The sequence below is a fragment of the Pseudomonas sp. Ma2-10 genome (assembly GCF_054330215.1).
On record NZ_JBTEYL010000009.1, the window covers coordinates 75,632 to 87,953 of the forward strand.

General features: G+C 56.4%; 10 protein-coding genes and 1 pseudogene. 2 read left to right on the forward strand and 9 right to left on the reverse strand.

Going from position 1 to position 12,322, the window contains the following annotated elements:
- Positions 1-3 precede the first annotated feature (3 nt).
- The 9 genes from ACXPVS_RS13440 to ACXPVS_RS13480 all read right to left on the reverse strand — a co-directional run bounded on the left by ACXPVS_RS13440 (position 4) and on the right by ACXPVS_RS13480 (position 9,451).
- Complete coding sequence (locus ACXPVS_RS13440) at positions 4-294, reverse strand: hypothetical protein (protein WP_458510369.1); 291 nt, start codon at positions 292-294, stop codon at positions 4-6.
- A 172-nt stretch (positions 295-466) separates the two neighbouring features.
- Positions 467-1,735 carry a tryptophan permease gene (gene mtr, locus ACXPVS_RS13445; RefSeq protein WP_458510370.1) on the reverse strand — a complete coding sequence of 423 codons (1,269 nt, stop codon included), beginning with the start codon at positions 1,733-1,735 and terminating at the stop codon, positions 467-469.
- Between the two features lie 112 nt (positions 1,736-1,847).
- On the reverse strand, positions 1,848-3,185 hold the full coding sequence (locus ACXPVS_RS13450; RefSeq protein WP_458510371.1) for an amidase family protein: 1,338 nt from the start codon (positions 3,183-3,185) through the stop codon (positions 1,848-1,850).
- A 44-nt stretch (positions 3,186-3,229) separates the two neighbouring features.
- Positions 3,230-4,930, reverse strand: coding sequence for an NAD(P)/FAD-dependent oxidoreductase (locus ACXPVS_RS13455; protein WP_458510372.1), 1,701 nt, complete (start codon positions 4,928-4,930; stop codon positions 3,230-3,232).
- A 26-nt stretch (positions 4,931-4,956) separates the two neighbouring features.
- The gene (locus ACXPVS_RS13460) at positions 4,957-5,442 is read right to left on the reverse strand and encodes an aromatic-ring-hydroxylating dioxygenase subunit beta (protein WP_458510373.1); all 486 of its coding nucleotides are present in this window, start codon (positions 5,440-5,442) and stop codon (positions 4,957-4,959) included.
- Positions 5,420-6,724 carry a Rieske 2Fe-2S domain-containing protein gene (locus tag ACXPVS_RS13465; RefSeq protein ID WP_458510374.1) on the reverse strand — a complete coding sequence of 435 codons (1,305 nt, stop codon included), beginning with the start codon at positions 6,722-6,724 and terminating at the stop codon, positions 5,420-5,422. The genes ACXPVS_RS13460 and ACXPVS_RS13465 overlap by 23 nt, the downstream gene beginning before the upstream one ends.
- 13 nt (positions 6,725-6,737) lie before the next feature.
- Positions 6,738-7,658 (reverse strand): flavin reductase family protein, encoded by a 921-nt coding sequence (locus ACXPVS_RS13470; RefSeq protein WP_458510375.1) that lies wholly within the window; start codon positions 7,656-7,658, stop codon positions 6,738-6,740.
- Positions 7,659-7,692: 34 nt separating this feature from the next.
- Positions 7,693-8,103 carry a DUF4440 domain-containing protein gene (locus ACXPVS_RS13475; protein ID WP_458510376.1) on the reverse strand — a complete coding sequence of 137 codons (411 nt, stop codon included), beginning with the start codon at positions 8,101-8,103 and terminating at the stop codon, positions 7,693-7,695.
- Positions 8,084-9,451, reverse strand: a complete 1,368-nt coding sequence (locus ACXPVS_RS13480; protein ID WP_458510377.1) for an MFS transporter — start codon at positions 9,449-9,451, stop codon at positions 8,084-8,086. The genes ACXPVS_RS13475 and ACXPVS_RS13480 overlap by 20 nt, the downstream gene beginning before the upstream one ends.
- Before the next feature lie 105 nt (positions 9,452-9,556).
- Here ACXPVS_RS13480 and ACXPVS_RS13485 point away from each other — a divergent pair, with 105 nt between their 5' ends.
- Positions 9,557-10,444: a LysR family transcriptional regulator gene (locus ACXPVS_RS13485; RefSeq protein WP_458510472.1), complete on the forward strand. Its 888-nt coding sequence runs from the start codon at positions 9,557-9,559 to the stop codon at positions 10,442-10,444.
- Positions 10,445-10,979: 535 nt separating this feature from the next.
- Positions 10,980-12,317, forward strand: a pseudogene (locus ACXPVS_RS13490) (S-type pyocin domain-containing protein).
- Positions 12,318-12,322 lie beyond the last annotated feature (5 nt).

The following is a 12,322-nucleotide window of genomic DNA, read 5'->3' on the forward strand; positions in this document are numbered from 1 at the left end:
GCTTCACCTCAACTTCTCACGAGGAAGAGTAGGGGGCAACTTCGTTCGCGTCGCGTTCGCCCGCTTTTGGCCGATTTCTGCCTGTCGCGAAGGACTGCAATCGACCCATTGCAGACATTCAGAAATGTCTGCAAAAGCGGTAAATCCCCTGAGTGGGTAGGCAATGCCTCCTTCATTCACTGACGTTTCATTTAAAAAACCCGTCCACTCCCGGTCCTGATAACTGCCGGTGGTCGATTCCATTTGCCGTGCCAGTGCCTGCAAATGAGGCAGCACGTTGTTGGTGAGGTCCACGGGGGTACGCCGTGAACGGTTGGAGGCGAAGCTGATCGCAGCCACCACTTTTCCGCTCGGCACGGCGACAGAAATGGTCCCGGGTTCCATCTCATTTATGGCCAATGAGTAATCAGGTTAATCGAATCGACCGACAGGTTGCGTTCGGAAAACCAGATGGTGTTCAGGGCCGCTAACGCCAGACCGGCAACAAGCCCAAGGAAAACAGTACATGTGAAGCCGCACTGATCACGCCGAAAAACAGCACCAGCGCAATCATGGGGTGGCCGCCCCACACGCGATATCGCGGGCTGCCAAAGCGTTTGCGTGATGCGCTGGCCAGCAATGCCGGGGTAATCACGGCCCAGAGGGTCGCCGCCAGACCGGCGAAACCGATTGCATGGATAAACCCTTCGGGCCACAACAGCCCGCAGAGCATGGGCGGCAGGAAGGTGGTACCTGCGGTTTTCAGGCGACCTCGCGGGCTATCGTCAAACCCCAGCACGTCGGCCAGATAATCGAACAGCCCCAGAGTCACGCCAAGAAAGGAGCAGGCGACGGCGAAGTTGGAAAAAAGGCTGAGGAATACGTCGATTTTCGCGCTGTTGAGCATGGCCCCCAACGCGCTGATCAGTACGTCGATATTACCGCCACGCTGAGCGATGTCCTTGAACCCGTCCCGGGGAATGTTCCCCATGCTGCACACCATCCAGACGACATAGAGACCCAGCGCGATGAGGGTGCCGCTGACCAGGCAGGCCCGGATACGCTGCGGATCTTTGCCGAAGTGTTTCATCAGGCTGGGCACGTTGCCGTGAAAGCCGAAGGACGTCAGGCAGAAGGGCAGGGTCATCAGCAGGTAAGGGAGGTAGTGGCTGTCCGTGGCGCTGCGATTGAGCAGCGTCGCCGGTTGCACATGATCGAGTAACCCGCCGAAGGTCAGGAAAAACGCGATGATCTTCGCACCGAAAATCACCGTGGTCACCCGGCTCACCGCTGCCGTGCTCAGCCACACAATGACCGATACCGTCAGGGTGAAGTACAGGCCCCCGGCCCGCGTTGACAGACTCACGCCCAATGACTGGGCGCTGTGATGAATCACTGAACCACTGGCCGAGATGTAGGCGTAGGTCAGCGTGTACAGGACAAAGACGATGCTCAAGCCGTTCAACACATTCCAGCGATGACCCAACAGGTCTTTGGTGATCGTTGAAAAACTGGCACCCGGACGATAGTTGAGGTTGGCCTCAAGAATCATCAACCCGGAATGCAAGGTGCAGAACCAGGCAAACAATAGGACCGCGACGGAGCCATAAAACCACAGGCCGGACATGACGACCGGCAGCGAAAACATGCCGGCGCCGACAATAGTGCCACCGATCATCATGGCGCCGCCGAGCACCGAGGGCGACCGTTCGAGAGCAACGGGGGGAGCGGAAGAGGACGTAGAAGTGTTGCGCATGGCAAGGCCTGCATTTGAATTATTAGAGAACTGTTCTTTCAGTGGGCGAAGAGGTCTGCGTCAGAAAGGATCGGCGCCATGCAGCGTTGCCGATGATGGCGCCGACAGCGCGTCAGCGCATGGCCAGCAAGCGTGACAACTGACGGGCTCTCTCCAGCAGCAGGCTGTCCTGCCCGGGCAACGCGTCGAACGAAAGGCCGACCGGTAGCGAGAGTTTTTCCGCTACCGGAACGGTGACGCTGGGCGCCGCCAGGTTGCTTGCCGGGTCGGTGTTGCGCACGAACGTTTCGAAGTTGCTTTCTGCCTCGCACTCCTTGAGTAACGGTGCTGTGCAACTGACGGTGGGGTACGCAATGACATCCAGTTGATGAGAATTGAACAGACGACTGTATTCACGACCCAGCTGCAGTTTGCTCATCAAGGCCTGTACATAGTCCATGTAGGAAATCGCCGGGCTTTCGAGTTGTGCCGTCAGTATTTTCTTGATATCCGGGTCCTGGATCTGCGCCAGGATGCTAAGGAATTGGTCGCCCCAGCCTTCTTTCATCAGGAAGCGCGGGAAGTCGATGAAGAACTCATAAATCGGCAATGGGAACTGAATGCTCTCATTGATTTCCCCGATCAACAGGTCATCGACCGGAACCAGCTCCACGCCTCGATCTGCCAGTACTTCGATCGCCGCGAAGCAATCGTGTCGGACTTTTTCGTCTAGGTTGGCCCAGAAGAATTTCTCCGGTATGCCCACCCGTAGCGGTCTGTTGTCGTCCAGCGCAGCGGGGAGGGCCCCGGTCAAGTGACCGTGGATGAACTGACAGTCTTGCAGTGTGCGGGTCAGTAGCCCCGGCGTGTCCTTGGTCTGGGAAACGGGCACGATGCCGTCGACCGGGTAGCAACCCGTGGTGGGGCGAAACCCGACGATCCCGCAGAACGCAGCGGGGATGCGCACCGAACCGCCGGTGTCGGTGCCCACGGCGCAGGGCACCAGGCCGGCGGCGACGGCTGCCGCGCAACCGCCGCTGCTGCCGCCGGCGCTGTAGCGCTCGTCGACCGGGTTGACCACGGCACCGTGGGTTCGGTTGGCTGACGTCACCCCGAACGAAAGTTCATGCATATTGTTTTTACCAACGGCCCTCGCCCCCAGCGCCTTGAAGCGCTCGACAATTCCGGCATTGGACAACGGGTAATAAGCGGCCAGCCCCGGCGTTCCTGCGGTGGTCGGCATGCCGCTGACATTGATGTTGTCCTTGAAGGACACGGGAATGCCATACAGGCCCGCCTCCCGATCCGCGCCGGGGGCGCCTTCGAACGCCGCCGGATCGAACGTGATGAAGCTGTTCAGGTGTTGATGATCTAACTGTTTGTCGCGCAGGGATTGGTGCCAGGTGTCGAGGCAGTGACTGCCACTGCGAAATCCGCTGACGAGTTCTTCAATTGAATGCTGGCTGTACATAAAACGGGTCTCGGCTATGGGGATGGAGGCTTGCGATGAAGGCGTCAGCAATAGCGGTATTGAGCGTGCAGCCCGTCCAGCGGATTGTCGGCAATCAAGTCGCCACCTAGACTACTGATCACCGCACAGGCACCGTTGAGCGCTGTTTGAATGGCGCCTTCCGCCCAGCCACCGGTGAAAGAGCAGCCGCACCCGGCGAGGTACAACCCCGTGTCCTGTTGTGGGTCGAGGGCCGTTTTGAATTGGTAGAACAAACGCTCCGAGTAAATATCGTCACCCGGAAAGTTGAGTTTGAAGGCCCCCAGCGAATGCTTGTCGGTCAGCCAGTCATACTCCAGGACGTAGCGCTGGTAGTTACCATCGAGCGGTAGCAGGTGGCTGGCAAACTCTGGAGCGCTCATGGCCAGTTCATCGACAAGACGCAGGCAGCGCTGAGCTTTGTCGGTCATTGAAACCATCTTGTGGGAGTCGTCTTCCCAGGTGTAGCTGATCAAAACCACGCCCCAGGACTCAGGATCCTGAGGCGCGTAATCGAGGCAGTACACGCCCTTCACCAGGGTGTCTGTCTGGATGTTCTGTGGCAGGCCGTGTTTCAACCAGAACTTGTCTTTGGTCAGGACGAACAGCTTGGACGAACCGACCATATGGGTCTCGTTGATCGCTCGCGCCACATCACGATTCACGAAGGCCTGGTTCTGCGTGAGCTTCATGTTCACCTGCAGCGCCCGGGTGGTGGTCGTGGTAATTACCCGGTCGCAGGCATAGGTTTCGCCATTGCTGCCGGCCAGCAGGATTTCACCGTTATCGCCCTTGTTGATGGACTCGATGCGGGTGCGACAGATTCGGTCGCGCAGGGGCATGCCGTTGAATGACGTATCGGCAATCAACTCCGACAGCGACGAGATGCCCATCGGCACCAGCCGTTGATTGACTTCGAGGCCATTGACCACCAGCCGCAGAATTTCGGTAAAGGAGGCGCGGTAGACCGATTGGAAACCGCCCGAGCCAATCCCCAGCGACCCGAATAGATGGAAGTCTTCGGGTTTGCGCCACTGTTGTCCGCCGGGCGGGTTACTGCCGGTGAAAATCCGCACCATGGCCGAATAGAACGAACTGTCGCCGAAGCAATCCAGATAGCACTGCCATTCCGGCTGCACTTCCGCGTAGTTGTGTTGTTTGAGTAACTCGGTCAGTAACAACGGTGGCGCCAGGCAGGTGCCGTCATCGAAGGTCACGCCGTCTTTCAAAAACGCATTCCAGCCCTGATGGACGGTGCTGAAAATCGCTGGTGGCGGCTGCATGGCCGCCCAGTGATGAGTCTCGCCGCGGTAGTGAATTTCAGTGTCCACGACACCGGGGTCGGGAAATGCTTCAGTGGTTTCGATACCGAAGCGGTTCAGGTAGTGAAACAACCCGACCTCGCTGGGAGGAAAGCGCATTGCGCCCATTTCGGCGATGAATTGCGGGTGGTCGTCGTCAAAGCGCTGGGTCAGCAAGCGCCCGCCCAAGTGTTCCTCGGCGGCCTCGAACAGCGTGACCCGACGGGCGCCTGCACGTAGCAGTTCGTAGGCGGCGACCAGCCCGGTCAGCCCGGCACCGACAATGCCGATGTGTCTGTTCGCCGTTTCGGGTGGCAAGTAACCGATCGCATCGACAGCATTGCGCAAAAACTGGCCGTAGTCGTACAACAGGTCAACATACGCAAAGGAACAGGGAAATGTGGCTTCGTCGAAGCCGGTACTCATAACGTTCACGTGTGATTCTCGATAAATCAGATGATTAACTGCAGGCTTTCAAACGCTCGGGAGGGGTTGAGCAGAAGTACTTTTTTGCCTTTGATTTTCCAGGTCCCTTCGACGTTAATCAGTTGATGTTCGACGGTGACCGGGAAATGCCATTCGCTGTCACCGCGGGCTTCGCAATAGAGCATGTTGGTGCTACTCGATGCGCTGAGATCATCGTCTTCCAGGTGGATCAACGAACGCTGGGCGATATGCAAACCGCGACTCTTGGGCTGTTGCGAGTAGTTGCGCGCGTTGGTCAAGCGGTTGATGCGCAACGTGGTCAGAAACCGGTCTTCATACAGCAGCGAGGACTCATGGAGGGGGCTGGTCTGTTCTCGCCTCAACGGTATCCAGTAGGTGTATTCGGGAGTCAGCAGTTGTTGCCAGGCACTGAAGTCTTGCTGGTCCAGCAGCTGGATTTCGCTGGCAATCAACTGTTCGATCACGTGTTTATTGTTCTGGTGGAGTTGCATGGTTTTCCCGCATCAAGTGCTGCCAGCTGTTGTAAAAGTTGCGCATCGCCATTTCGCTGGTGCCCGAAACCACCTGGGTCCGCTCATAGGATTCGTTCGATTCAAAGAGTCGTGCCACGTTGACCCACTCGTTGGCGTGACTGCGCAATCCCTCCGTCGCCCGCTCGTACATTTCCACATCGTCGTGGGCCACCATCGAGCAGGGGGAATTGATCAGGTTGTTGTACTGGACGGTTCTTTCCAGCAACTGGATGGGGGCACCCAGCAACTCGAAGATCCATGACTCGACCACCGTCTCCTGGGCGCTGATCGGCTTGATCACCCGCAACGTCTGGATCGGTCCCTTGACCATCAGGTTCGGGAAGTAGACGGTGTTGTGTCGGGTGTCTTCGAGAATCTCGGTGGCCTGGCGTTCGCCATAGCTCTGGACCATCAAGTCCCAATACCCCGGAATGTCGGCATAGGCTTTATGGATCGAGTTGCTGACACCGGTATGCCCATGGCCGTTGGGCCACGTGCGAATGCCCATGTTGGCGAAAAACTCGTAGGACGCCATGAACGGTGAGAACAGCTCGACCACCATGGGCGAAGGGCTGGACTGGTCGCTGGTTTCCTTCCACAAGCGAATCGCTTCGCCCGCCGAGGACTCGTGGGCAATCATCGGATGACAGGTGTCGGTCTGGTTATCAACGACCATTTTCCAGTTGCAGCGATGTCGGTGCAGGAGCGGCTGGCCAACGATGCGAAGCTGACCCAGGGGTGAGCGCAGCACCATGTTGTCCAGTGTCGATAATGACTCGCCGAAAAACGTGTTGAAGTCGATGCCTTCCGCCTGGAGGCGGACAAACACAAAACCGCGATAGTTCTCCACCGCCGCGACGGCTTGCATGCCTCTGTGGGCAGAGCACGTGCTGAGGTCGCAATCGTCGTATTCCTTCTTCACCGGAATACTCAACAGTTCGCCATCGGTCTTGAATGTCCACGCATGGTAAGGGCAGCGGATGAACCGGCCGACGTTACCGCGAGGCTCTGCCAACACTTTTACGCCTTTGTGCGGGCAGCGGTTATGCAGGACAACAATCTCGCCATTTTTTTGCCGGACCATTGCCAAGGGTTGTTGGGCAATGTCGGTGGTGAAAAAGTCACCAGGCTGCGGGATCAGACTGTCGTGCCCCACATAGCACCAACTGGCGGCGAAGACGCTGTGTTGTTCTTGTTCAAAGAGCTGTTGATGAAGGAAGAGCGATTTGTGCACTTCTCTGCCGTTGAAGTAATTGTCCAAACGGTTGTCCTCGTTAGATCGCCAGCTTCAGGCGTTGGCTTTTGGCCCGCGAGACGCAGGGATAAATCGTTGTGCTACAAGCGGCTTCTTGTTCGCTCATGATGAAATCGCGATGATCGACTTCGCCCTCAACGACCTCTATTGCGCAGACGCCGCACTCACCGCGCCGGCAGTCATAGAGCGGGTCCAGGCCGGCCGCCTCGAGCGCCTCGAGCAAGGATTGATCGGGATTAACGTTGACGCAGATCCCCGACTCGACGGCGTCAATCACAAAGGCCGACGCATCGTCTTCACGGACCACATTGAAGATTTCAAAATGGATGCGCTCGCGCGCCAGGCCATTGGCCTCTGCATGGCAAAATACCTCGTTGAGCATCGATTGCGGGCCGCAGACGTAGAGCCGATCGTGTGGTGCCAGATCGGCCAGCACCTGGCTGACAGAGCGACGGCCCTCGGGCTGATTGGAGAAGTGCAAGTGCAAGCGTTCCTGCAGCAGTGCCTGCATTGGCAAGGCATAGGCCGCGTCATCGTCGCTCCTGGCGAAATAGTGCAGGTGGGCGCTTCGATTCAATGACGTCAGGTGTTGAAGGATCCCGGTCAGCGGCGTAATGCCGATGCCGCCGGCAATCGCAATGTCCCTACCGACGTCTTCAGTGAGCGGGTAGGTGAACGTATTGAACGGGCCATTGAGCTGCACCGTGTCGTTGACGGCCAGCGAACGAATGTAGCGACTGCTGACCGAGTCGGCAGTGAGCCGGATGGCAAAGACGACGCTGCCTTGCTGCGTAGTGCGGTCTGCCATCTGTACCGCCGAGTAGTGCCGCCATTCATTCAGTTCGGGGATGAACCATTTGAAATGTGCGCCCGCTGCCGGCACCGCACACCCCGTTGCTAGTGGGCTGACGGTGATTTCTTTTATCGAGGCCGAAAGCATTCGGCAATCAGTGATTGTGTAGTTCATACGAGAATCAGCTTTCATGGCTTAGCGGCGTTTCATGCAGGTAGATCCATTGGGCGTTGTGGTGATGCATGCCAATGATCGCCACCGAAACCCGTGAGCTTTCGCGCTGGCCGAGGCGATGGGTTTCCTTGTAGCGAATCGCCACGCTGTTGCCTTCCTGCCAGACCGTCTGCAGATCGCTGATGACGATCTCCAGGCCTGGCTTGGCGCCGACTGCACCTTTAAACATCTGTTCGACTGTCGCCCGGCTGACAATGGCGGCCGATGTGGTGACCATGGTGAACTGCTCGGCAAAGGCCGATATCAGAGGTCCAAGCGTGGCCTGCCCCTTACCGTTTGCGTCGGTGAACAGGGTGTGGATCAGCTCGTGCACGTGATGAATGCTGTGGTGCGCCTGTTCAACTATTTTGTTGTGCATGACAGTCCTTTTGAGTGTTCAACTGACTCAGTTGAAAGAGTGGGAACAGGCCCACCAGCGCGGCGATGGCAAAGGTCACGTGGTAGGCCTGGGTGGTATCGAAATGCTTCAAGAGCAGGTTGAAAACCATCAGGAAGAGGGCAGCGCCGATGCTGAATGACATCTGTCGGTTGATGTTCCAGATGACACTGGCCTTGTGGGTGTCATTGCCCTCGAAGTCCATCAGCGACGTGGTTTGTGCTGTGTTGGCACCGATGCCGCCGCCGATCCCCATCAAGCTGTAGGCGATGACGATCACCAGAAAGTCTGAGGGATCGTTCACCAGTAACAGGGTGGCGATGCCGGCGCTGTGCAAGAGCATGCCGAGGGCAAACAGCCGCTTGGCGCCCATCCGGTTATAGACCCGGCCACAGATCAGCATCGCGATGAATGCGCCGATGGCGTAGAGGATCATGAACATCCCTGTCAGTCGGGCGCTGAAGTGCAGGGTGTTTTGCAGGAAGAAGATGCTCATCAAGTTGACCCCCGTGAACACACCGGGAATCGCGTAATAGATAAAGATGGAGGTGCTGAGTTTTTTGCTTTTGAGCAGGCTCAGTTCAATGATCGGATTTTTGCAGGTGCGGTAGTGCAGCCCGTACAGTACGACGAACGTAACGCCGGCCATGACGAAGAGGGCGGCCACCCATGCCGGAGCGTCGCCGCCATACAACGACATGCCCATCAGCAGGCTGCCGAGTGCAGCGCTGACCAGCAGCAAGCCCTTGATGTCGGGTCTGGGCAAAGTCGTCGGTCGCGCTTCGTTGATCCAGAACCATGACAGCAATGCCGCGATCAGTGAGAACGGGATGTTGCTGTAGAACACCCAGCGCCAGGAGCTGCTGTCGACGATGCTGCCGCCGATGGTCGGTGAAATGGCGGGCGCAATCAGGGCAACGGCCATGACCAACGTGGATATTTTCGCCCGCTGCTCGCCCTTGAACAGGTTGAACGTCAGTGCCTGTCCGACAGGAATCAACAGGCCGCCGCCAATCCCCTGGACGAAGCGCCAGATCACCAGCTCGTTGAAACTGTTGGCCAGCCCACACATCCACACGGAGGCTGTAAACACGATCATCGAGGTGGTGAGGATTTCCCGACTGCCAAAACGACCGGCCAACCAGGTGCTGACCGGAATGATCAGTGTCAGCCCCAGAATATAAGCGTTAGCCACCCAGGCAACGTCTGAAGTACTAACGTGCAGCGCTGCCGATATACTCGGTAATGCGACCGCTGACATAAAGATATTAATGCAGTCTATAAAAAAGCCGATCAGGAATATCAGTGCAACTTTGTAGCGATAGGTCATGTTGTTTCCCCTTTGTCGCAAAGCATAGAGGCGGTGGACTTGAACTGTCGATACGACTATCCTTGAAACAATGTTTGACGGGATTTAACAGTGAGCCATATTTCTATGCACACTCATCTTAATCGGGTCCAGACATTCCTGGCCGTGGTCGATTTTGGTTCTTACACCAAGGCTGCCAATTACCTGAGCATCAGCAAGGCCATGGCCAGCCTGCATGTCAAGGCGCTGGAGGACGTGCTGTCAGCGACGTTGTTGATTAGAAATACCCGAAATATATCCCTCACCGAAATCGGCCAGGACTTTTATGAAGAATTCAAAGGTATTGTCGCGGATATCGATAATGCCTTCGATAATGTATTAAAAGGGCATAATCGGGTGTCCGGAAAGTTGCGCTTCAGTTCCACCAGTGAATACGGCGAGGCCTATATTCTTCCGTTGATACCGCCATTTATAGAGCGCTATCCGGAAATAAAAATCTGTTATGATTTCAACTCGTCACTTAATGATCTGGTGGCGGAAAAGTTAGACTTGGTAATCCGTTTAGGCAATTTGGCGGACTCGGCTTTCAAGAGCCGTAAACTGGCGGATTATGAAATTGTCCTGGTGGCTACCGAGACGTTTCTTGCACGTCACCCGGTGCAGAATCCTCAGGACCTGAATTCGGTGCCGTGGATCGCCAACAGCAACCTGCAGGCACCGACCCAGTGGACGTTGAGCCATCCGCACTTGGGGACTGTCGAGATCAACGGGATCAATCAGTTTGAATCCAATTCTTCCACGGCCATCCGCTCCATGACGTTGTCGTCGCTAGGCGTCTCGGTGCTGCCCGCCTGGGTGATCAAGGACGATATCGCCAGCGAGCGGCTGATCCGGTTGTTGCCCGACTATTCGCTGCCCTCGCAGTCCGTCAACGTGGTGTTTCCCAACAGCCCGCATTTGCCCCACAAATCGAGGGCATTCATCGATTTCCTGTTGCTACATCTGGCGCAGTAAGCACCAAATAAAAGCCCCTGAATCGGGAGATTCAGGGGCTTTCGTTTAACCGGATACTCGTCTTGACTGAGCAAGCCCAATGTCTGCTATTGGCCCAGAGTGTGTAAAAACGCTTCGCCAAAATTGAAGTGCGCGCGTCTACGTTAACTCTGAAATTTATCGGCACGTCAGCAGATGTGGAGTTCGTGTAGAAGCGCGATTTACAGTCCGGTTTTGAGTACCTGTCGTGCTAAAAAACGTTTTTACACAGCCTCGGCTGTTAGCTGCCCTCCGCGAAGGGCCGCTATGAGTCGAAAGCGCCCTGTGTGTACGGCTGCAGTTAGCCGTAAGTCTTCTTTCGCGTTCATTTAAGTGACAGTGCAAAATGCCATCATTCAAACCCCCATGCTAGTGCGGTTACCATCCGCTCTCTGCAATGACATGGAACAGGGAAATCAGCACTGCAATTAGGCATTGTCCTACAGCCAGCGCTTGAAGCGCCCGGTAACGCTGCCCAGCTACAGGCTGGAATTCCCCAAAGACGAAAGGAAGCTGCATGTCCGGCTATGTGCCAAAACCAGCTTTACCCAACGCCAGTAACGCCAACAGCGGCGTAGAACCTGTTGATATCCATGCCCAGCGTTGGGCGGAATACAACGACCTCCCACCGAAGGAAGATGCCAAGCCCAACACCGTTGGCTGTGTGTTCGCAAAGAGCTGCGACCTTCCTGACGGTGTGATCGACCACAAGAAACCAGCCGGATTTATCCCTGTCGAGAAGGTGGCCAACTACGGCGAATTTGCCATTCTCGGTGGTCGTGAAACGGATGCAGACGGAAACATTCCCCTCAAGAAAATCAGCGGTAGCACCCTACCCGCTGCAATTGGGACACTTATATTAGGTGGGGCAGCCGTTGCTGCCAGTTCGTCCTGTGGCGCTTTATGTACTGCTAGCGGTGTTGCAGTGGGAACTGCTACTACAACAGGAGCCGGCGCCGGGGCAGGCACTGGCGTTGTGACTGCTGGCGTAGTTGCCGGGTTCTTGGGAGGAATGGTTGCGATGTTGTGGCCATCGAGCTTGGGCGCTAGCTCCTTATATACAGAGGATCAACTTCGCTCACTCAAGCAGGCTCGAACACGTGTCCGTCTGCACATCGAACAGCAGGCCGATGGCACGTTGAAAGGCTACGGGTACAACACCTAGACGCGCGGCGAATGGGAAATGATTCCCGTAGTGGAGTTCGTTGTTCAAGACGCCAAACAAGTGGCGGACTTTGGCGATGGTGTGACACTGATATGGACGCCAGCCGTTGACCCATCCAGCACTTCAGGGATTCCACCGTTGGAGGGTGCGCCCCAAGCGCCACAGATTTGGATTTATCCGCCCACCGAGCAAGCGGATAACATCATTGTCAGCCCGATCTACCCGGACGAATACCGGGACTTCATCCTTGTGTTCCCGGCTGGGTCTGGCATTCAGCCGCTGTACATCGTGATGAATGTTCGCAAGCCCCCCGGTACTGTTACAGGTCAGGGTGAAGATGTTACGGGTATCTGGCTTATCGGGGCTAGTTCGGGAGTAGGTGTTCCAATTCCAAAAGAAGTGGCGGATGCACTGAGAGGGCGAGATTTCAAAAGCTTCGATAAATTCAGATCCGCACTTTGGGAAGCGGTTTCAGCATCGGCTGCGGCTGATCAGTTCATCAAGCAGAACGTTAGCCGTATGCGCACAGGCAGAGCCCCAAGGGTAAGAGAAACCGACAGCGTGGGAGGAAGACTGTCCTATGAGCGACACCATCTCGAAAAAGTATCAGAGGGTGGTGGCGTCTACGACGTTGATAACCTGCGGGTAAACACGCCAAGAAACCACATTGATCTTCATCGGAACGAATAGACCAA

Bases quoted from the DNA above. Each gene is read 5' to 3' on its own strand.
- ACXPVS_RS13480 (WP_458510377.1), bottom strand. From the start codon at position 9,451: ATGACCTATCGCTACAAAGTTGCACTGATATTCCTGATCGGCTTTTTT.
- ACXPVS_RS13460 (WP_458510373.1), bottom strand. From the start codon at position 5,442: ATGCAACTCCACCAGAACAATAAACACGTGATCGAACAGTTGATTGCC.
- ACXPVS_RS13475 (WP_458510376.1), bottom strand. From the start codon at position 8,103: ATGCACAACAAAATAGTTGAACAGGCGCACCACAGCATTCATCACGTG.
- ACXPVS_RS13450 (WP_458510371.1), bottom strand. From the start codon at position 3,185: ATGTACAGCCAGCATTCAATTGAAGAACTCGTCAGCGGATTTCGCAGT.
- ACXPVS_RS13485 (WP_458510472.1), top strand. From the start codon at position 9,557: ATGCACACTCATCTTAATCGGGTCCAGACATTCCTGGCCGTGGTCGAT.
- mtr (WP_458510370.1), bottom strand. From the start codon at position 1,735: ATGCGCAACACTTCTACGTCCTCTTCCGCTCCCCCCGTTGCTCTCGAA.
- ACXPVS_RS13470 (WP_458510375.1), bottom strand. From the start codon at position 7,658: ATGCTTTCGGCCTCGATAAAAGAAATCACCGTCAGCCCACTAGCAACG.
- ACXPVS_RS13455 (WP_458510372.1), bottom strand. From the start codon at position 4,930: ATGAGTACCGGCTTCGACGAAGCCACATTTCCCTGTTCCTTTGCGTAT.